Raw genomic sequence first — 19,760 nt, forward strand, 5'->3', positions numbered from 1 at the left:
TGATCGGCAGCGCTTCAACCTACCGCTCGATTAGGCGAGTTGAAGGTGGTCGGCGAACCTTTTCACTCGTTTGAGCGTGATGCGCGAAGACGTCTTCTCGGGAAATCCGGATCCTGATAGTTTCGAGGTTCGGAAAGCGCGCAGAGCCCGTTTATGTTTCACCGAGCCGGGTTCTGCCAGATCGGCCGAGGACGGGGAATGCCTTCCACTGCGTACAACCTGGAACGGTTCAAGCGCCACCCGCTGACGAAGAAGAACCTGCGGGAACTGAACATCGACCTGCAGTCGATCCTGAACCATCCCAACCTGGTCCACACCGACAATTTCGGCGTGCAGCACACGCCCGTCGGGGTCTCCATCAACAAGTTGGGCTTCGGTGATTTTCCCGGGTCCGCGTTCGATCTGGGCTGGCTCGGCTACATGAACCTCGGGGAGCCGCTGATCGAGGAGCGGTGCGACATCACCCAGCCGGCGCCCGACACGTTCTCCTCGCGCGCTTACGTCAACCGCAGCCAAACGCAGGAGATGACCTTCACCGACTCGGTCGATTTCACCGTGTCGAACGGGGTGACATGGTCGCTCCACGGGGATGCCAAGCTCACCTTCGGTGGCAGCGTCGGCGCGCAGCTGCAGCTGCAGCTGCAGAACCAGCTCAAGATGGACCTTCAGGCGCAGCTCGGGACGCAGCTGCGCAACGACATGGCGAACAAGAACGCCAATACGGTGACGAACAAGAACAGCAAGGACAGCGTGGGGGTGGACAACGCCAATGCGACCGAGACGGCCACGACGAACTCGGCGGGGAACTCGACGTCGAACTCGGTGACGAACTCGGTGGCGTTCACGACCCAGGGCAGCGCCACCGGCAGCGCGTCGCTCAACGCACAGCTGGCGCTGGGCATCGCGGCTTCGGTCGGCGGCTCCCTGACCACCAGCTGGACCTCGAAATCGCAGATCTCCGGCAAGGTCCCGGCAAGCTCCCGCGTGGAGACCATCGCCACGCAGCGGCGTACGCACAAGCACTACACCTACGAGATTCCGGTGACCTTCTCCGGGTACCTCGCGGTGAAGTACGCCGTGCCGGTGGCGGTCCTGGCTCCCCCGCAGTCCGGGAATCTTCCCGGCCTCAACCAGGTGGTCGCCCGTGACATCGGCGTCCTCAACCTGGCAGGCGGAGGCTTCCGCATGAAGGGACTGGCCGAGGTCGTCTCCGCCCTGGACGTCCACCACACGATGTTCGACGAGGAGGCGCTGACCTTCAGCCAGCGAGCACTGTACAAGGGGCCTTGACCGGGCGGCGGCGCCGCCACGACGACCAGAGGTGATGACCATGGTGTTCGACAACATCTTCGGTTCCGCGAAGGACAGTGCGGGGCTCTTCTCGGTGCGGACCGACAAAGCCGATTCGCAGCCGGGTGTGGATGACTTCGAGGAGGTCGAGCAGGACGCATACGACGACAAGAGCACCAGCCTGTTCAGCAACGCGATCCACGGAGCGTCCTCCCGGGCGAAAGTCGTGCAGGAGCAGTCACCCGAAGCACGGGCCGTCCTGGGCTTCCTCAGCTCCTTCATCCACACCACCCAGACATCAGCCGATGCCCAGGCGACCTACGCCCAGCAGCCCAGCTCGGTGTCCACGGCGGCGTCCGACGGCATGAACAAGGCGAGCGAGACGGTGACGGGCCGCGACGACCTGAAGAAGAACGGGGACCTGGAGGACAAGCCGAAGAAAGACAACTACACAAATCTCCCCAAAGCCCCGAAAGCACCCCAAGCCCAAGAAGCCCCTGCGCCGCCCACGACGACCGCCCAAGTCCCGAAGACCCTGGGGGAAACCAGGAAGACCAACGCGACAGCCGAGAACCCGCCCAGCCCTCAATAGAGCCCGGCCTACGAGGGGGGCAAGGGCGATCACGCCGTTGCCCCCCTCCCGTGTGTCGGTCATACGGGGAGCAGCTGCCACTGCCGGTCGCGGTGGTCGCGCTTTGCCCCGTGCTGCTTGATCGCTGTGCGGGCGTTGGTGTCGACCTGCAGGAGCAGGCCGCTGTTGCGGTTCGCGATCTCGTACACCCGCGGGGTGTCGGTCAGTGAGCCCACCGGGATCAGCCGCCAGTGCTGGTGGTGTGCGTCATCACCCTCGTAGGCGCGCTGCGCGACCACCGCCCCCTCCTTCTCGCGCGCCTCGACGACCTCCAGGACCTTGCCGCTGCGCACGTTCTCGATCCGGTACAGGACCTCGCCGTCGTCCTGGCCCTCCACGACCAGCCGCCACCGCTGGTGATCCCTGGGGACGGTGAGCATCTGGTGGACCTCGGCTCCGTCCTTGGTGGACTCGCGCACCACCGCCATCCGCAACCTACTGCGGACGTTGGCCCAGGAGACCACCGTGCCCGACTCGGGCAGCCCTGCCATCGGTGCCGCCGCGACCTTCCGGAGACGGTGGTTGTAGTGGTCGGCGATGTAGAGGGCGTCGACGCAGTTCACAGCGAGGCCGAACGGGTTGCGCAGCTGGGCCGAGGCTGCCGGGTCGCCGTCACCGCCGAAGCCCTCGGTGCCCGTGCCGGCGAACGTGCTGATCTCCCCGCCCGCAGTGATCTTCCGAACCCGGTGGCCGTTGTATTCGGAGATGTAGAGGGCATCGGTACTGTCCACCACCACCCCCGCCGGGTGGTACAGCTGGGCCGAGGCGGGCGGGCCGCCGTCACCGCTGGAGTTCGTGATGCCCGTGCCGGCGACCGTGCTGATCTTCCCGTCCGTGGTGACCTTCCGGACCCGGTGGTTGAGGTGGTCGGCGACGTAGAGGGTGCCGTGGCTGTCCACCGCTACCCCACGAGGACCGTTCAGCTGGGCGGCGGTGGCGGGGCCGCCGTCACCGCTGAAGTCCGCGGTGCCCGTGCCGGCGACCGTGCTGATCTCCCCGTCCGTGGTGACCTTCCGAACCCGGTCATTGTCGGAGTCGGCGATGTAGAGGGTGCCGTCACTGTCCACCACTACCCCGCGCGGGTTGTTCAGCTGGGCGGCGGTGGCGGGACCGCCGTCACCCTCGGAGCCCTCGGTGCCCGTGCCGGCGACCGTGCTGATCTCCCCATCAGTCGTGATCCTCCTGATCCGGTGGTTGTCGCCATCGGCGATGTAGAGGTTGCCTGCGCTGTCCACCGCAACCTCGCGGGGGCCGTTCAGTTGGGCCGAGATCGCCTGGCCGCCGTCACCGTCGGCGCCCGCGGTGCCGGAGCCGGCGACCGTGCTGATCTTCCCGTCATTCGTGATCTTCCGAACCCGGTGGCCTTTGTAGTCGGAGATGTAGAGGGTTCCGGCTCTGTCCACCGCGACCCCGTAGGGAAGGTTCAACTGAGCCGAGGCAGCAGGGTCGTTCTCCCCTTTGAACCCCGCGTCCCCGGTCCCGGCAATCGTTCTGATCGGAGGGGCACAGTGCTCACCATCTGCGGCTGCCGCGTGGGCAGTGCTCATCGTCATCCCTTCACCGTTCACTGACCGTCGGCGCGCTCACCTCCGAAGCAACCGTGCCACCGGAGGCGCGCCACTTCCATGCTGAAGGCCAGCACTCCCCCGCCCGGGCCTGCGACGGGCAAACCCATCCATCAAGTGATCCGGAAGCACTCCCCGCCAGACCGGTGAGCCTGCGTGCCCCGGCGTGTGTACCGGGGTGCGGCGCGGAGAGCGCCTCGGCAGCACTCCCCACCCACCCCTTCCCTGCACCGGGACCAGACTGCGGGGCCCGGCCACGGCCTCGATGACACCGGACATGACAGCACCGGGCTACCGGGCGAAAACCACCTTCACCGGTGCACTCACGCGGCCTCCGGCACGCTCATCGTCACCGCCGGCGCAACTACGTTGTCACCCAGCCCGCCAGGTACCGGCAGCGGCACGCCCCGGTACGACGGCAGCCGCAGTATGGGATGAGCCGGCCCGCCGTGCACGGGGCCTTGGGCCATCGCCTGCCGGACTGCGCCTGCACCCGTAACACCCGGCGGGTGGGCACGCCCATCCGAGGCAAGCGCGCAGTCTTGCGGACGAACAGCGCCGGCGTTTCGACCGATCCCTCGGCAGCCACAACACAGGTGCCGTCGCGGTTCTGCTGCTGCGCCCACTCGTCTGCCAGGCCATGAAGCGGCTTCTTCCGTTCCCCATGCGTAGTTCGAGTACTACTGCTGGAACAGGTACGTGGCAGCGGCCTCGCTGTACTCCCTCATGACCCCACCATTGTCAGTGCACGACGCCGACCAGGCCTGGCACCAGCATGGTTGCCCGGGTCATGCCCCCAGGTCCTCCGTCAGGGGCAGGCACTCGGCGAGCAGGTCGACGATGTCGCGCCAGGCTCGCTGTGCGTGTTGTGGGTGGTAGCCGACGCCGGGGACCGTGGGGTGGTCGACCGGCGGGTGGTGGAAGGCGTGCAAGGCTCCGCCGTAGACCGCGAGGCGCCAGTCGACGCCCGCATCCTGCATCTCAGCGGTAAACGCGTTTCGTTGCGTGGGCGGCATGATCGGGTCTTCCGACCCGACCCCGGCCCACACCGGGCAGCGAATGCTTGCCGCCTCGCCCGGTCGGCCCGTGGTCAATGCGTTGACTGTCCCGATCGCGCGCAGGTTGACGCCGCCGCGCCCGAGTTCCAGCCCGACCGCGCCCCCGGTTCCGTAGCCGACGGTGGCGATCCGGTCCGGGTCGGTCCGGGGCTCGGTGCGCAACACGTCGAGCGCCGCATGGCCGATCCCCCGCATCCGGTCGGGATCAGCGAGCAGCGGCAGGCAACGGGCCAGCATCTCCTCGGGGTCACCCAAATAGCGCCCGCCATGAAGGTCGAAGGCCAGCGCTACATATCCCAGCTCGGCGAGAACATCGGCCCGGCGGCGCTCGACGTCGCTGAGCCCCATGCCCTCTGGTCCGAGCAGCACCGCGGGCCGGCGGTCGACACCGGCCGGGAGCGCGAGGTGCCCGATCATCGTCAAACCGTCGGCCGGGTACTCGACCGTACGCGTCGTAATCTTCGTCATGAGACCGGACTGTAGTGATCGTCGAGCCCGGTCCGGCCGGTGTTCTGCCGCTGGCAGAACAGCACGGGTGTCCCTCTGACATACGGGACGGGCCCGGCGCTGAGGGCTTTACCGACTACAACTTCAGCCCCCGGTTCCGCGACCTGGACGACCAGCGGTTCTGGCGGGCCACGATGCCCGGCCTCGAGACCGGCATTTACGGCGCGGTGGAGGACCTGGCCCGCAACCGCGTGAACCTGAACAAGGTGATCACGCACTGGCCGGACATGCTGAAGGTCGCCGGTGCTCTGCCAGGAGCGAAGTGGCGCGTGCACATGGACGACCTCGACGTCCCCTGGGACGAGACCGACGGCCACGCCTTCGCTGGCATGCGCGATGCGGACCTCGCAGCCGAGCTGGGCGGCCTCTGTGAGGTCTCGGTCCCCGTCGGTCTCGGCGGTGGCGCGGTGGGCAGGGCAGCCGTGTCAGGTCGCGGAGCCGGCTGACCAGCCCGTGCACGTCGTGTACGGCAGGTGGCTCGGCGGGCACCGCCGGGGTAGTGCCCGGGGCGGTGGTGCGGCAGGGGCCGTCGGGGAGGGGTGCGCTGCCGGACAGCGGCTCCGCGCCACAGCCCGGCCCGTCGTGCGCACCGACTACTCGGCGGCGGTCATCCACAGCTCCATGTCGGTGAGGATCAGCCGGCCCGGCCGCTGAGCGGCGGTGTCCGGGACCACAGCCCGCACCACGGGCTGGTCACCCTTCTCCACGGTCACCTTCGTACCGTCGAACTTCGGTGACTCGTCGCGGACAACCGCCTGCAGCTTGGCTTTCAGATCTTGCGCCGCAGTGCCGTCCGCGACCACGAAGCACAGCACCTCGGTGTTCTCGGAGGCGGTGGACGCCTGCTGGCCCAGCGCAGCCAGGCGCACCGGATCGGGGGAGCTCATCGGGCTGAAATCCGCGCGGTAGACGTCTCCCAGGCACTCGGCCGCACGCCGGTACTCCGTGTTGTCGGCCAGGGAGGAACCGTCCTTCGGGTTCACGGCGGCCATCGGGTCGGAGTCCCGGGTGGAGTAGGAGATTTCGTCCGCCGAGACCTGGAGCGAGACCCCCGTGTCCCCGGGATGCGTCCAGACCTCCTGGCCATCCTTCTCGCTCCGGGTGTAGCCCTTGGACTTTAGGGACTTGGTGATCGCCGGTGCGTCGAAAGAACCCTCCCAGTGCCCGGCCTCCTTGGTGTCGATCGCGGTGCCTATCTGGGCCACCTCGAACCGCTGCCCCAACAGGCCGGGCTGGTAGGGGTTCAGTAGCGGGCTGCTCGGCTCCGCGATGGAGGAGAAGCGCTTCGGGTCCCCCTTGCTCAACTTCCGTACGCCTGTCACATCGAGGAAGGACACCTGTTGCGTGCTGTTGTCGCCGGCGAGGGTTTTGAGCCCGGTGAGCAGCTGGGAACCGCTGTCACCGTCCTCGGATCCGGACGAACAACTCGTGACCGCAGCGAGAAGGACAGTGGCAAGTACGGCGGCACCGAAGGCCGGACCGCGTGCTGTTATACGCATGATCAGGCAGCGTATCCGCCTGAGCCCGGGTCCGTCACAGAGGCGAGGACAATCGGTTGTCCGGCTTCACGGGGGAGGACGACTACAGGGCGAAGTGGATTCAGCACCCATTTTCCGTTGCTGCGCTGCAAGACCTCCGTCGTCTGCATTTGCAGCACGACAGGTGCGAATGCCAGCACGGCGGGCTGTCCGCATCCAGACCACGATCGGACGCAAGCGTGCTCTTCTCTGAACTACGGGTTGGTCGAGCGGCCGCAGGGTCGTGGGGGTCTCTCCCCGCAGCCCCGCGGCCCCTACTTGGTGGTTTCGCTGGTGCGAGCGGTGAGCTGAGAGGGGCTGGGTAGGCCTAACGAGCCCGTGCACGGTTGGCGGTGAGACGTCGAGCCCTGGATCGACGTTCCGCGCGCCGCTGGACTGGCACACGAAGCTGGACCTGGCCGACGTCGAGGCCGTGCGAGCGAGCCTGCTGGCTCTGTTCGACGGCTGGGCCGCTCCCGTCCTCGACCTCCTCCGCCACGCCACCGCTTTCGTCCACCGCCCCCTCTACGTCCTGCCCGTGTCCCACACCTGGACCCACGTCCCCGGGGTGACGCTACTGGGCGACGCCGCCCATCTGATGCCCCCGCTGGGGGCCGGCGCGAACCTCGCGATGCTGGAAGGCGCCGAACTCGCCGAGTCCATCGCCACCGGCCCTGGAGATCTGGACGAGGCCGACCGCGCCTCCGGGGAGCAGATGTGGGCACGGGCCGGCAGGTGGGCGAAGATCACGATGGCCGGTCTGGAACGCCTGGTGAGCCCGGACCCTGCCGAAGCTGTCGCCCTCTTCGACCAAGTCCAGCCATCCTGACTGTCAAAACCCGGTCCGCTTCCCCTCGCGGGCCGGTGGGTGCCAGCGGTCAGCCATCGCAGGGCTTCGGCGGCGTCCGCCGCGCCGTGAACGACGTCCTCCTGCTCGTCTGCGACGGGCTCAAGGGCCTGCCCGACGCCGTCGAGACCGTCTGACCGAAGACGATCGTGCAGACCTGCGTGGTCCACCTGCTGCGAACTCCTTCCGCTATGCCGCCCGCCAGGACCAAGGACCCGACCGAGGGCTCTCCGCCCTCACACACATGCGAGGTGCGGAGGTGCTCACCCCTCGCGAACTCGACGTCCGTATTGGAGCGGCGCTCTCACCGGTGTGGCCGTGCTCTGGTTCCTCATCGGCGGATCGAGCATGTCGCGAAGCACATACCCGGCTCGTCCGCCGATTGACGTCAGGAGATCCGAGAACCGGTGCCCATCCCGGCTTCACCGTACTGGTCGTAGCGGTTCTTCCACGTGGACAGGCAGGAGCCGGAGACCCCGGCCTCGGCAGCGACATGGGCGATCGGACGGGTGCGGCAGCGTTCGACGAGCCGTCGGCGTCCCTCGATGGTCAAAGGGGCGTTCGCATGCGTCACTGGAGCGCCTCCGTGCTCCGGCCATCCGCGATCACTGTGCGAAGGGGAAACGCGATGAAAAGCGCAACAGCGACCAGGAATGCGCTCGACCACAGCGGCCCGATATCTGCGACTGCGGTGTTGAGGGTGGCCGCGGCGATGAGTGGTCCGACGGCGGCGCCGACGTTGAGTGCCGCCGTCGCGTACGCGCCGGCCATGGTGGGGGCTCCTGCGGCCTCGTAGAGGACCTGTGTAATCAGGGTGCTGCCCAGCGCGAACGACAGCGCGCCCTGCACGAACACGAGGGCGAGCAGAGCGACCGGCTTGTCGGCCAGTAGGGCCAGGGCCAGCCAGCCGATCAGTAGCAGCGGACCGGCGACTGCGACGACCGGGCCGGGATGCTGGTCGGACAGCCGTCCGGCGACGGTTACCCCGGCGAAGGAACCGGCACCGAAGAGCACCAGGGCGACGGAGATCCACAGCTCAGTCAGCCCGGCGGTGTCGGTCACCACGGGGGCAAGGAAGGTGAAGCTGGCGAAGGTTGCCGCGTTCACGAGCGCGCCGAGCAGCATCACCACGATCAGCTTCGGCTTCGCGAGCTGGGCGAGCTCCCCTCGCAAGGCCGGCCCGCCAGTCGCTTCTTCCTTCACACGTCCCGCTGGGATCCCCCTCAGAATACCGAGAGCTGCAGGCACGCAGAGCGCGGCAACAGCCCAGAACGTGGCCCGCCAGCCAAGCAATGCGCCGAGTACCGACCCACCAGGGACACCGGCGATCGTGGCCACCGTCGTGCCCGACAGCAGCACGGCCAGAGCACGTCCCTTCTTGTGGGGTGGGACGAGCGTGGCGGCAGCTGTCAGAGCGACGGCAAGGAACCCTGCGTTCGCCAGCGCGGCGACGACCCGGGTAGCGAACAGGACCGGGAAGCTCGTGGTGACGGCGCCCACGGCGTGAGCCGCCGCGAAAGTGACGATGAACCCAAGAAGACTGAGGCGCCGGGACCAGTTGCGGGCAAGCGCGGCCACGAGCGGGGCGCCAACGATCATGCCGATAGCGAAGGCGGAGGTAAGCACCCCCGCTGTCCCGACGGTGACATCGAGATCTGACGCGATGTCCGGCAAGAGGCCGGCGAGCATGAACTCCGAGGTGCCCATGGCGAAAACGGCCATGGCAAGCAGATACAGCGGGAGAGGCATCGAGTGGCTCCGAGGTGAGGAGAAGCAGGAGAAGGTCATCTCGTCACCGCGGCCAACCCCAAGAGCATCCCGTCCCACCACAGAATGCGGCGCGACGACAGGGCTATGAGCTCAGTGGTACAGGGGGCTGACGGCGTGACCGAAAGCTCCCACCGTGTCTGACTCAGGACTCGACATGCCCCGCACGCTACCCGACTGATGTCAGTCGAGGCACCTCGGGTTCATCGGCATTGCACGGCATTGCACTGTGTAAGCAACGTCATGTCCCGCAACATCGCGTGCGGCCATGGAACACACCCCGATGCCCGAGCCGATGCGCCGCGCGGTCACCAGCTCGTGTCCGAGGCAGTCAAGCGCTGCCAGGAAGTCATGAGTTACGCCGGATCGGACGTCGCCAGGGACCGGAAGCGGATGACGCTGTACCGGGCCACGGACCCAGCGGGCACCAGGGACTGCGTGTCCGTGCTGATCGCCGCGTACTGCGAACCCCTCGGCGTTGACCCGGAGACCCTGCGGATACCTCCAGCTCAGGCAGCAGCACAGCCGCGGCGACGGGCCACAGGACCACGGCCTTGCCGGGTTGCGGCCCGAGAAAGGTCAGGCGTCCGCCCGGCGTCAGCGCGTCGTGCAGGTGGGTGGACGCCGCGACCATGTCGCCGAAGAACATCACGCCGCCGCGGCTGATGATGATGTCGAAGCCGGGCCCGGAGAAGGGATGGACCTGTGCCTCGCCCTGCTCGAAGGCGATGTCGGTGAGGTCCTCGGTGGCAGCCTCGCGGCGTGCCTGCTCCATCACGGCCGCGGACAGGTCGACGCCGAGAACTCGGCCGCGGTGGGCGCGGCGGGCGGCCACAGGCCCGAAGCCCGACACGCTGAACTTGACGGAGAAGTCATCACCGGCCATCGCCCGGAACCTGTCGAAGCTCGAGGACCTGCGTGTCGGGCCCGGGTGCTCGCCCACGCGCTCTTGCCCGAGTCACAAGGAACAGGGCGGCATGATCCGTAACTACATCATCTGGCGAAACCGCCACGCCGACGACCGGCGCCTGCGCGCCGTCGTCGACAGGGCAAACGTTGCTTGATACGGAACCGGCACCAGTAGTCGTTCACCAGCTGGCGGAGGTAGGCGGGCTGTCGGCGACGTCGGCGGTGGTGGCATGGACAGGCAGGAATGAGTCGACGCCGGTCATGCTGAGCATGCGCAGCATGCGGTCGGGGACGGCGGCGAGGCTGAGTGAGCCGCCTGCGGCCTGGGCTGCGTGCCAGATGCCGATGATGACGCTGAGGCCGGCGGAGTCGCAGAAGCCGACCTGTGCCAGGTCCAGGGCCAAGCGCGGGTGTCCTTGCTGAATGATCTCCAGAACCCCGGAGCGCAGGGTGGGCGCGGTCTGCACGTCCACGTCCCCGACAATCGTGGCGATCGCGAAGCCGGGACGGGGGTGCTGGACGGTCAGGTGAAGGGTGGGGGTCACGTCGGTCATGACTCCTGGCCGATGTGTTCGGGTGCGGCGGTGGTGTGGGCGGTGGCGGCGAGGCCGGTGCCGGGTGTGCTTTCGGTGTCAGGCACGGACAGGGCCAACACGGCCACGTCGTCGCCGGCTCCGTCGGGCAGTGAGGCCAGCAACGTGACGGTGTCCTCGACCAGGGTGGTGGCGCTGAGGGGGCAGGTGCGCTGGTGGAGGAAGCCGGTCAGGCCGTCGTCGCCGAGCATGGTGCCCTGGGTGGTGCGGGCTTCGGTCAGCCCGTCGGTGTAGAGGAACAGGCTTTCCCCGGGGGCCAGGGAGAAGGTGGCCTGGGCGAAGTGTGCCTGGGGAAACGCTCCGACGAGCATGCCGCCCTTGGGCCGGACCGCCTTCACCCATACCGCGCCGCTGTCGTCGGGGCGTACGTGGTAGGCCGGCGGATGACCGCCGGCGGCCACCGTGACAGTGAAGCCGCCGTCCTCCTGTGGTGACAGGAGGCCGAAGAGGGCGGTGCAAAAGCGGCTTCCTGCGGTGACGTCGGTGAGCAGGACGGTGTTGAGCGTGCTCAGGACGCTGACCGGGTCCGGGTCGATCTGTGCCGCGGCGCGCAGGGTGTGGCGGGCCAGTGCGGTGACGGTCGCCGCCTCGGGGCCCTTGCCGCACACGTCACCGAGGAAGAACGTCCACCGGTTGCCGTCAACGGGGAAGACGTCGTAGAAGTCGCCGCCCACATCGTGGATGGAGGCGGTGCGGTAGTGGCAGGCCAGCTCCAGCCCGGGTACCACGGGAAGCACCGGCGGCAGCAGGGTGCGCTGGAGGGTGGAGGCGAACGCGGCGATGGCGGCCTTGTCCTTCTCCGCCTGTTCCCGCGCCGCCCGTTCCAGATCGGCACGCGCTCGCTCCGTCTCGGCTTGACGGCTTTCCGCCTCCCGCCGCTCCTGCTCGTTGCGCAGGGCGCGAAACGCCGACAGCCGCAGCTCCATCTCGTCCAGCACAATCGCGGCGAGATCGGCCAGTGTGGCGGTGTCGTCCTCGGTGATGGCGCGCGGTTTGGTGTCCAGGACGTTGACCGTGCCCAGCCGGTGGCCGTCGGGGGTGATGATCGGTGCGGCGGCGTAGAAGCGCACACCCATCTCTCCGGCGACCAGCGGATTGTCCGCCGCCACGGGATCACGAAGGGTGTCGGGAATGACCAGCGCGTCATCGCGCAGAATTGCCGAGCCGCACAGGCCCGGATCACGGCCGATCTCTTTGACACCCTCCAGGCCGTGCGCGGCCTTGAACCAGATGCGGTCGGTGTCCACGATCGTGACCGTGGCCACGGGGACGTCGAACAGGCGGGCCGCCATCGCCGCTACCCGGTCGAACGCACCGTCGGGCGGGGTGTCGAGGATGTCGTAGCGGCGTACCGCCGCTATACGGGTCGCCTCCACATCTGGGTCCGGGACCAGCTCGGGGCGGCGCCCGGGAGCCGGGTCGGTGGCCGAGGCCTGCTGGGTCATCGGCTTTCCTCTCCGTCGATGGGCCGCCGCGAGCGGCACGAACCGATGCAGCCTAGATCGAGTACACGTCCCAACACCAATGTCGCACTGGGCACCACATGTGCGGCTGGGCGTTTCGTCCCGCCGCTTCATCCTGAATTGCCGGGTTGCGTATAGTTCATGCGCCACGCTATGCCGGGCGGACTCGGTCGAAAGTCTGCGGGGCATGAAGCTGATCATCGCGATGTGGATCAAGGCTTGTGACCGGTGCGGGCAGGGTTCGTAGTCGCGGCCCAGGCGTCGGTGGTCCATGAGCCCCCCGGGAGCCCAAGAGTCCACTCGACGGTGAAGCGGTGGGGAAACACGGTCAAACCGGGTTCAGCCGGCAGTCGAGTCCTGCACGCGGCCGCGGTGACCAGCACCCCGGGGAACAGTCCGACGGCGTCGATGACGATGCCCCGCTTGCGGCCGTGCTCGGGCGGGCGCCGGCGCAGGGGCGTCGCGCTGCACTGAGCACGGTTGTGGGCACTGTGTTGGGTGGCTACGTGCTCATCGTGGCCGCGGCTCTCGGTGTCGGGACGATCGTGGAACGCCCGGTTCCGGTCTTCACGGTCCTGAAGCCGGCCGGTGCCGCTACTTGGTGCATCTGGGTGTCGGAGTTCACCTCCGGGCGCGCCTTCATCACTGGGAGTCGGCTCATCGACTCTCAGTGATGAAGGGGTCAGGGCGCGGCCGTCACATCCCGAGACCGCAGCAGGTGTCGTTGCGCCGGGATGGTGTGAGGCACCTGACGCGGTACGTCACGGTGTTCCGTTGGCTCCGTTCGCGCAAGGGCCTCCACCGCCGAAGGTTCCGCCGGTTCCGCCGGCGCCGCCGTGGCGGAAGAGACCTGCGGTGGCGTCGCCGCCCGCGCCTCCGATGCCGCAGGCGCCATCGGCGCTGGCGCCCGACTTGGCGCCGCCGTTGCCCCCGTTGCCGCCCTTGCCGCCGTAGTTGGCGATGCCTCCGGAACTCAGGCCGCCGGCCCCGCCGATGCCTGCGGCGCCGCCCGGGTAAGCACCGACGGAACTGCCGTTGCCACCGTTACCGGCCTTTCCGCCCTTGCCGCCGCTGCCATTGCTGTTGATGCCGCCGGCACCGCCGTTCCCGCCCGCGCCGCCGCCGTGGCCGGTGCCGCCGTTGCCCGCGTTGCCGCCCGCACCACCGGTGGAGCCCCCGGCGCCGCCGAGTCCACCGACTCCGCCGGCCCCGGCGTCGGCACCGGAGTTACCGCCGGTACCACCGGCCCCGCCCGCACCACCCCGGGTGCCCGCACCGCCCGCACCGCCCGCTCCGCCCGCACCGTCAGGGCCGCCGGTGGCACCGGTGCCACCGTTGCCGCCCGCCGCACCGTTGGGGCCGGCGTTGCCGCCGAGAGCACCCGCCCCGCCGGAGCCACCGCCGAGACCGGTCCCGCCGTCGCCGCCCGCACCGCCGAGCCCGCCCTGGACACCGTTTCCCCCCGGACCACCCGCACCGCCGGCGCAGTCCCCGGATCCGGTCGCGGGGCCGCCCGCAGTGCCGGGATAACCGTTGGGATGGGCGGAGTTGCCGTTGGCGCCGGCGGTGCCCGCGGTGCCGGCGGTGCAGGCGAGGGCGGAGGCACCGGCGGGAGCGCCGAGGAAGAGTGCTGCGCCGGCGAAAAGTGTGGGGAGGGCGAGGAATGCTGTCTGTTTCCTGCTCATGACGGGGTTCCTCTGGGTTCAGGTGAAGCGGGGTCGATCCGAGACGCGGAATCAGGCCGACACGACACCGAGAAGGGAATAATTACTCCCCGAACAGTCTTCCGTGCCGCTTGGCCGTCCACCGCATTCAGGCTCCTACTATTGGACACACAGGTCCGGGAATTTGCACCGGCATGAGGAGTGCGATCTTCATCAATATTTACCCGAGGAGCGATACATCATCTGCACCAGACAAACTCCCTCGGGTTGCATGTTTGACCTGGACTCGCCGATTCGACCGCCAAGCACGCCCAAAAGGTCGCCATTTCTCAAATTTGCGTATCTGTAGGCGCTGAGCTGCAGGTTCTGTCAGGTTGCAGCAGCCGGAGGATATTTCTGGTCACCCGGGTCCCGGGCCCGATGGGCGTGCCGCGGCAGGTACGGCTGGGTGGCAACGGCACATTGCGGCGACTGCGCGTCATTCTTTGTTCGAATCGAAGTAGCCGAATCCAGGGATTTTCGACATTTTCGGCCACCCGTGATCGGCTGAAAATTGCGGACCCATGTATTTCCTTCGCGATCCCGCCAGGGGGTACCGAGGGCGAGAGCCGGATCGTCAGCACCGGCGGCGAGGCCCCGGAGCGGGGCGACATCGACTTGGCCGCCGAGTCCGCACTGCTCCACTTCTCCAACTCGCGCGACGCCGCGGTCCTGCGCAAGCGGGTGACAGCGGCCGGAATCACTGGTGTGGCTGGCGGGCTACCAAGCCCTGCTCCGGTGGCCGAAGAAGAGCGAGACCACCAGGCCCGTGGCCGCTGAACCGGCAACGCCCCCACCGCCTCCTCACCGACCTGGACGACACCGACGGCCGGCCTCCCCGACATCGCCCCGGCGTGCCGATGGACGGTGACGACATCGGTCGGTAGCTGGAGCGGCAGGAGCAGCCGGGCACCTGGGCGCAGCTCTCGGCCGAGCAGCAGGATGACGGTCTGAGGGAAACGCTGCCGAAACTGGCGGCATCGCTCCGCGCGCCAGCCAGGCTCGCGTGGCGGCGGGATAGCTGGACGGTGCCCTATGACCGAACTGCCCTACCTGCACGCCACCCGGGTCGCCTACGACACCGTTGCTGTCGACTACGCCAAGCTCGAGGCACTGATATGCGGGATCTTGGACAGCGCGGCCTCGACCGAATCCACAGGGGTTTCCCCGACCCGCGTCGGCGGATCAGCGCGGCAGTCCCTCCCGGCGGGCCATCCCCGCGCAGAGGACGTCGCCCGACTGGTCGTCGATGAGCAGCATCGCGCCGCCGCCGCGGTTCTCCTCGTACGCGTCCGGGGCGACGGGCTGTGCCGTGCGGACCCGGACGGTGCCGATGTCGTTGGTCCGGAGTTCAGACGGTCCCGGAGTGGCCGCCAAGGTGCCGATGTCGGTGAGGTCCACCAACTCGGTGACCATCGCCCTGACCACCCGGGTGCCGTGCCGCAGCAGGACCCGGGCACCGACGCTCAGCGGGCGCTCGGCGAGGTAACAGGCTGTCAGGGTGATTTCGTCCACCGGGCGGGGTGCCGCCTCGGCCGGGGCGATCAGGTCGCCGCGCGCCACATCGAGCTCGTCGGCGAGCAGAACGGTGACCGAGTCCCCCGCAACAGCGGTGTCCACCGGCCGGCCGAGCCGGTCCAGCCCGGTGATCGTGGTCCGGTGCTCGGCGGGCAGCACCACCACCTGCTGGCCGACCGTGAGGGTGCCGGACTCCAGACGTCCGGCGTATCCGCGGTAGTCGGGATGCTCGGGGGTGCGGGGCCGGATCACGTACTGCACCGGGAACCGAGCGGGTTCCGCCGTCTCCACGACCGGCACCTCCTCCAGGTGGTGGAGCAGAGTCGGTCCGTCGTACCAGGGCATCCGGTCCGAGCGGTTCACCACGTTGTCGCCGTGGACCGCGGAGATCGGAATGGCAACGGCCGACGCAACCCCGAGGCGGACGCACAGTGCGTCGAACTCCTCGGCCAGGTTGCGGTGAATCCGCTCGTCGTAACCCACCAGGTCCATCTTGTTGACCGCGAGCACCACCTCGGGGACGCCGAGCAGAGCGGTGACCGCCAGATGGCGGCGGGTCTGCTCGACCAGGCCTTTGCGGGCATCGACCAGGATCATGGCGAGCTGGGCCGTGGAGGCGCCGGTGACCATGTTCCGGGTGTACTGCACGTGGCCGGGGGTGTCCGCGAGGATGAAGCGGCGGCGCGCGGTTGCGAAGTACCGGTACGCCACGTCGATGGTGATGCCCTGCTCCCTCTCGTCGCGCAGCCCGTCGGTGAGCAGGGCGAGATCGGCGCCGTCGTGGCCGCGCCGGTGGCTGGCCTGTTCGACCGCCGCCCACTGGTCGGCGAAGATCGCCCGGCAGTCGTACAGCAGCCGCCCGACCAGCGTGGACTTCCCGTCGTCCACACTGCCGGCGGTGGCGAGCCTGAGTAGTCCGCCCTTGACGGTCGTCATCAGAAGTACCCCTCGCGTTTGCGGTCCTCCATGGCGGCGTCCCCGGCCCGGTCATCGGCACGGGTGGCTCCGCGCTCGGTGAGTTCGGAGGCGGCCACCTCCACGATCACTTCGTCGACGGTGCGGGCCGTCGACTCGACCGCCCCGGTGCAGGACATGTCCCCGACGGTGCGGTACCGGACCGTCCGCTCGGTCAGTTCCTCGCCCGCCCGCGGGCCGCCCCAGTCGCCGGGGGTGAGCCACATGCCGTCCCGGCGGAACACCTTGCGGCGGTGCGCGTAGTAGAGCTCGGGCAGTTCGATGCCCTCGCGGCCGATGTACTGCCACACGTCCAGCTCGGTCCAGTTGGAGAGAGGGAAGACCCGGAAGTGTTCGCCCGGACGGTGGCGGCCGTTGTAGAGCGCCCAGAGTTCGGGGCGCTGGCGGCGAGGATCCCACTGGCCGAACGCATCGCGTAGGGAGAACACGCGCTCCTTGGCGCGGGCCTTCTCCTCGTCGCGGCGCCCGCCGCCGAACACGGCGTCGTACCGACCGGCGGCGATGGCGTCCAGCAGGGGGCGCGTCTGGACCTGGTTGCGTGAACCGTCCGGGCGTTCCTGGAGGCGGCCGTCGGCCAGGTACTCGGGTACGGACGCGACGGTCAGGCGTATCCCGTGCTTCTCCACCACGCGGTCGCGGTGGGCCAGCACCTCCGGGAAGTTGTGGCCGGTGTCGACGTGCAACAAGCCGAACGGCAGAGGAGCGGGGGCGAAGGCCCGAAGCGCCAGATGGAGCATGACGATCGAGTCCTTGCCCCCGGAGAACAGCAGCACCGGACGTTCGCACTGGCCGACGGCCTCACGGAAGATGTGAACGGCCTCGGCCTCCAGCAGGTCGAGCCCCGTGCGCTCCACGGCGGTCCCGGTCATGCGAGTCCCCTCTCCCTCGGCAGGGCGTGCACCTGCGCCGCGGACTCGGCAGGAGGGCGGACACGGGTGTCCAGTACCAACTCGGCTTCCTCCGGCGGTTCGTAGGAGTCGTCAGCGCTCGTCAGCCCACTCAGCCCGCCACCCGCCTGGCGCGCGTGGAGTCCCTTGACGTCGCGTTCCGCACAGGCGTCGAGGGGGGTGGCGACGTGCACCTCGAGACGAGGGGTGCCGGCGGTCTCGTGAGCGGCGCGGACCTGTCGGCGCGTATCGGCGTGCGGGGCGATGACCGGCACGACCGCCGGCACACCGTTTCGCGTCAGGACATGGGCGAGCCAGCCGGTGCGGCGTACGTTGTCGACCCGGTCCTCGCGGCTGAAGCCGAGGCCGGGCGACAGATGCGCGCGGACCTCGTCCAGGCGGCGGCCGGGGCGCAGTCGCTCGGCGAGGGCGCGGGCGATGGCCGGCTTCCCGGCACTGGGTGGACCCGTCAGCCAGACGGTGGCACCGTTCACCGGACCACCCGCATCCTGGCCTTGGCAGGGCCCGGGGCGAGTTCGCGCAGGGCGGCGGTGAGCACCGCGATCCCGCGCAGGTAGTCAGCGATCATGATGTGCTCGTCGTCCGCGTGGTCGAGCCGGCTGTCGCCGGGGCCATAGGTGGCCATCGGCACGTCCCACACCTCGGCCAGGGTGTTCATGTCCGAGGTCGCGGTCTTGAGTTTCATGGTGGGCCTCGCGTGCTGGTCGCGGATCGCCACGGACAACGCCCGGACCACCTCGCTGCCGCGTCCGGCGCGGCAGGCGGCGACCGAGTTGACCACGGTCAGCTGCCCCTCCGGCAGCCGGGAGCGCAACGCCTTCACCAGCCCCTCGGAGTCGAATCCGGGCGGGGTGCGGATGCTGAACTCGGCCTTCGCTGCGACCAGGTCGCCGCTGAAAGAGCAGAGGGTTGCCCCGGGCTGGTCGAAGGAGCCGTGGTTCGCCTCCGGGCCCAGCAGGTCCAGCAACTCGTGCCAGGTCGCGGCGGCGAGTTCGGACGCCTTGGGCTCGGGGTTGCTGGGGTGGGTCGCCGGACGCTCGACCCGGTAGCGGAGGTCGAGCTTGCCCTTGTAGCCGAGGACCACCGTCGACCAGCCGCTCGGCTCGCCGACCACCACGTAGTCCGGTTCCGGCATCTCGGACCTGATCCGCATGGCGCCGCGGGAGCAGGGAGTCTCCTCCTCGACCGCGCCGACGACCACGATCCGGCCGGGGTAGTCGGCCAGTGAGGCGGCGGCGCAGATCATCGTGGCCAGTGGTCCCTTGGCATCCACCGCCCCGCGCCCGTAGAGCCTGCCGTCCTCCGAGCGCACCGGTATTTCGCCGGGTACGGTATCCAGATGCGAGATGAGCATCACCACCGGCCCGTCACCCGCGCCGATCTCGCCGATCACATTGCCGACGCGGTCGATGTATGCCTGGAATCCGAGTTCCTCGAGGGCTTGCACCAGGTAGTCGGCGAGCGCGGCCTCGTGATACGAGGGTGACGGGATCTCCAGCATCCTGCGCAGCATGCCGAGGGCGGTGGTCTCGCTGACCGAACCGTCCTGGCTCTGGTGTACGCGCTTCATCGGTTCACCTCTTCGTTGCTCCGGGGGGCGTCCAGGTTGCTCCGGGAGGCCCCCAGAGTGATCCGGGTCCCGGCTCCGGCGATCGCGGCGGAGACCGGGCGGGCGGCACGGCCGTCGGCGATCCGCACCTCGGGAACCCCCGCCAGCAGTGCCTCCCGTGCGGCGGCCAGCTTGATCGCGATCCCACCGCCCGTGTACGGCACCGGGCCGGACGCGGCCAGGGCGCACTCGGTCAGCACCGAGTTCTCGTCGCCCGGGTCGTCGAGCACGCCCGGCGCGCCGGTCAGCAGCAGCAGCGAGTGAGCGCCGAGGGCGGCCGCCACCGCGGCGGCGGCCCGGTCGGCGTTGACGTTGACGGGGTGTCCGTCCTCGTCGAGTGCGGGCGGGGAGAACACCGGTACGGTGCCGTCGGCGAGCAGCCGGCCGAGCACCGTGGTGGACACCTCGGTGATCCGACCGCTGTGGTCGTCCCGCACCACCACGGAGCGACCGTCCACCAGAGCTCGGAGGGTCCTCTTCCGCCTGGCGAGCAGGGTGGCACCGTCGAGGCCGGTGAGGCCCACGGCAAGGGCACCGGCCCCGTTGATCCGGGAGACCAGCCGGGGCTTGACGGCGCCGGCCAGTGCGAGCAGGACCACTTCCAGGGTGGCCGGATCGGTGTGGCGGGTGGTCACCCCGCCGGGGAACTCCAGGGTGCGCAACGGCACGCCGAGACGCTCCGCGAGCCGTTCGATCTCAGCGGAACCGCCGTGCACGAGAACGACCGGACGGCCGGTGCGGGCGTACTCGGCGATGTCGTCGGCCACTGCGTCGAGGTCGACCGCGGCATTGCCGCCGACCTTCACCACCAGCGGCGCGGCCGGGCTCTCGGGAGCGGTCGCGGGCTCGGGTGCCGACGGGCTCCCGTGCGGGTCCACGGGGCCGGGCACGGGTGCTCTC

Annotated in this window: 16 protein-coding genes and 6 pseudogenes; 8 read left to right on the forward strand and 14 right to left on the reverse strand. The window is 69.1% G+C overall.

Going from position 1 to position 19,760, the window contains the following annotated elements; genetic code table 11:
* Positions 1 to 198 precede the first annotated feature (198 nt).
* Together QFZ58_RS00580 and QFZ58_RS00585 are read left to right on the forward strand one after the other, a co-directional pair.
* The gene (locus QFZ58_RS00580; RefSeq protein WP_307122886.1) at positions 199 to 1,290 is read left to right on the forward strand and encodes a hypothetical protein; all 1,092 of its coding nucleotides are present in this window, start codon (positions 199 to 201) and stop codon (positions 1,288 to 1,290) included.
* Between the two features lie 40 nt (positions 1,291 to 1,330).
* Positions 1,331 to 1,882 (forward strand): hypothetical protein, encoded by a 552-nt coding sequence (locus QFZ58_RS00585; RefSeq protein ID WP_307122887.1) that lies wholly within the window; start codon positions 1,331 to 1,333, stop codon positions 1,880 to 1,882.
* A gap of 59 nt (positions 1,883 to 1,941) precedes the next feature.
* On the opposite strand, the gene QFZ58_RS00590 is transcribed toward QFZ58_RS00585, so the two are convergent.
* Positions 1,942 to 3,468, reverse strand: a complete 1,527-nt coding sequence (locus QFZ58_RS00590; protein WP_307128732.1) for an RICIN domain-containing protein — start codon at positions 3,466 to 3,468, stop codon at positions 1,942 to 1,944.
* 806 nt (positions 3,469 to 4,274) lie between these two features.
* Positions 4,275 to 5,012, reverse strand: coding sequence for a dienelactone hydrolase family protein (locus QFZ58_RS00595; RefSeq protein WP_307122888.1), 738 nt, complete (start codon positions 5,010 to 5,012; stop codon positions 4,275 to 4,277).
* A gap of 116 nt (positions 5,013 to 5,128) precedes the next feature.
* Between QFZ58_RS00595 and QFZ58_RS34345 the strand changes: the two are divergent.
* Positions 5,129 to 5,367, forward strand: a pseudogene (locus tag QFZ58_RS34345) (Tn3 family transposase); the annotation flags it as partial.
* A gap of 277 nt (positions 5,368 to 5,644) precedes the next feature.
* On the opposite strand, the gene QFZ58_RS00605 reads toward QFZ58_RS34345, so the two are convergent.
* A complete protein-coding gene (locus tag QFZ58_RS00605) occupies positions 5,645 to 6,550 on the reverse strand; it encodes a hypothetical protein (RefSeq protein WP_307122890.1) in 906 nt (301 codons plus the stop codon).
* 397 nt (positions 6,551 to 6,947) lie between these two features.
* On the opposite strand from QFZ58_RS00605, the pseudogene QFZ58_RS00610 reads away from it, so the two are divergent.
* Together QFZ58_RS00610 and QFZ58_RS00615 are read left to right on the forward strand one after the other, a co-directional pair.
* Positions 6,948 to 7,397, forward strand: a pseudogene (locus QFZ58_RS00610) (FAD-dependent oxidoreductase); the annotation flags it as partial.
* An 80-nt stretch (positions 7,398 to 7,477) separates the two neighbouring features.
* Positions 7,478 to 7,623: pseudogene (locus tag QFZ58_RS00615) on the forward strand (transposase); the annotation flags it as partial.
* 204 nt (positions 7,624 to 7,827) lie between these two features.
* On the opposite strand, the pseudogene QFZ58_RS00620 reads toward QFZ58_RS00615, so the two are convergent.
* The 3 genes and pseudogenes from QFZ58_RS00620 to QFZ58_RS00630 form a co-directional block, all read right to left on the reverse strand.
* Positions 7,828 to 7,989, reverse strand: a pseudogene (locus QFZ58_RS00620) (helix-turn-helix domain-containing protein); the annotation flags it as partial.
* Entirely contained in the window at positions 7,986 to 9,164 is a 1,179-nt protein-coding gene (locus QFZ58_RS00625; protein WP_307122891.1) for a Cmx/CmrA family chloramphenicol efflux MFS transporter, read from the reverse strand. The pseudogene QFZ58_RS00620 and the gene QFZ58_RS00625, both read right to left, overlap by 4 nt.
* 367 nt (positions 9,165 to 9,531) lie before the next feature.
* Positions 9,532 to 10,068 (reverse strand): class I SAM-dependent methyltransferase, encoded by a 537-nt coding sequence (locus QFZ58_RS00630; RefSeq protein WP_307122892.1) that lies wholly within the window; start codon positions 10,066 to 10,068, stop codon positions 9,532 to 9,534.
* A 73-nt stretch (positions 10,069 to 10,141) separates the two neighbouring features.
* Here QFZ58_RS00630 and QFZ58_RS34350 point away from each other — a divergent pair.
* Positions 10,142 to 10,246: pseudogene (locus tag QFZ58_RS34350) on the forward strand (transposase); the annotation flags it as partial.
* Positions 10,247 to 10,270: 24 nt separating this feature from the next.
* Here QFZ58_RS34350 and QFZ58_RS00635 read toward each other — a convergent pair.
* Together QFZ58_RS00635 and QFZ58_RS00640 are read right to left on the reverse strand one after the other, a co-directional pair.
* Entirely contained in the window at positions 10,271 to 10,645 is a 375-nt protein-coding gene (locus QFZ58_RS00635; RefSeq protein WP_307122893.1) for an STAS domain-containing protein, read from the reverse strand.
* Positions 10,642 to 12,129, reverse strand: coding sequence for a PP2C family protein-serine/threonine phosphatase (locus tag QFZ58_RS00640; protein ID WP_307122894.1), 1,488 nt, complete (start codon positions 12,127 to 12,129; stop codon positions 10,642 to 10,644). Before QFZ58_RS00640 ends, QFZ58_RS00635 begins: the two co-directional genes overlap by 4 nt.
* A gap of 449 nt (positions 12,130 to 12,578) precedes the next feature.
* On the opposite strand from QFZ58_RS00640, the pseudogene QFZ58_RS34355 reads away from it, so the two are divergent.
* A pseudogene (locus tag QFZ58_RS34355) lies at positions 12,579 to 12,763 on the forward strand (LysE family transporter); the annotation flags it as partial.
* Between the two features lie 145 nt (positions 12,764 to 12,908).
* Here the strand turns inward: QFZ58_RS34355 and QFZ58_RS00645 are convergent.
* Positions 12,909 to 13,832, reverse strand: a complete 924-nt coding sequence (locus QFZ58_RS00645) for a hypothetical protein (protein WP_307122895.1) — start codon at positions 13,830 to 13,832, stop codon at positions 12,909 to 12,911.
* 399 nt (positions 13,833 to 14,231) lie between these two features.
* On the opposite strand from QFZ58_RS00645, the gene QFZ58_RS34360 reads away from it, so the two are divergent.
* Positions 14,232 to 14,630 (forward strand): hypothetical protein, encoded by a 399-nt coding sequence (locus QFZ58_RS34360; protein WP_373428501.1) that lies wholly within the window; start codon positions 14,232 to 14,234, stop codon positions 14,628 to 14,630.
* A gap of 405 nt (positions 14,631 to 15,035) precedes the next feature.
* On the opposite strand, the gene QFZ58_RS00655 is transcribed toward QFZ58_RS34360, so the two are convergent.
* Genes QFZ58_RS00655 through QFZ58_RS00675 form a run of 5 tightly spaced genes read right to left on the reverse strand, consistent with a single transcriptional unit; the run spans position 15,036 to position 19,750 of the window.
* Complete coding sequence (locus tag QFZ58_RS00655; protein ID WP_307122896.1) at positions 15,036 to 16,304, reverse strand: sulfate adenylyltransferase subunit 1; 1,269 nt, start codon at positions 16,302 to 16,304, stop codon at positions 15,036 to 15,038.
* Positions 16,304 to 17,212 (reverse strand): sulfate adenylyltransferase subunit CysD, encoded by a 909-nt coding sequence (cysD, locus tag QFZ58_RS00660; protein ID WP_307122897.1) that lies wholly within the window; start codon positions 17,210 to 17,212, stop codon positions 16,304 to 16,306. Before cysD ends, QFZ58_RS00655 begins: the two co-directional genes overlap by 1 nt.
* The gene (locus tag QFZ58_RS00665) at positions 17,209 to 17,724 is read right to left on the reverse strand and encodes an adenylyl-sulfate kinase (protein WP_307122898.1); all 516 of its coding nucleotides are present in this window, start codon (positions 17,722 to 17,724) and stop codon (positions 17,209 to 17,211) included. The genes cysD and QFZ58_RS00665 overlap by 4 nt, the downstream gene beginning before the upstream one ends.
* Entirely contained in the window at positions 17,721 to 18,821 is a 1,101-nt protein-coding gene (locus QFZ58_RS00670; RefSeq protein ID WP_307122899.1) for a [LysW]-lysine hydrolase, read from the reverse strand. The genes QFZ58_RS00665 and QFZ58_RS00670 overlap by 4 nt, the downstream gene beginning before the upstream one ends.
* On the reverse strand, positions 18,818 to 19,750 hold the full coding sequence (locus QFZ58_RS00675; protein WP_307122900.1) for a [LysW]-aminoadipate kinase: 933 nt from the start codon (positions 19,748 to 19,750) through the stop codon (positions 18,818 to 18,820). Before QFZ58_RS00675 ends, QFZ58_RS00670 begins: the two co-directional genes overlap by 4 nt.
* Between the last annotated feature and the right edge of the window lie 10 nt (positions 19,751 to 19,760).

Source organism: Streptomyces sp. B1I3 (assembly GCF_030816615.1).
In the GTDB taxonomy this organism is placed as follows: domain Bacteria; phylum Actinomycetota; class Actinomycetes; order Streptomycetales; family Streptomycetaceae; genus Streptomyces.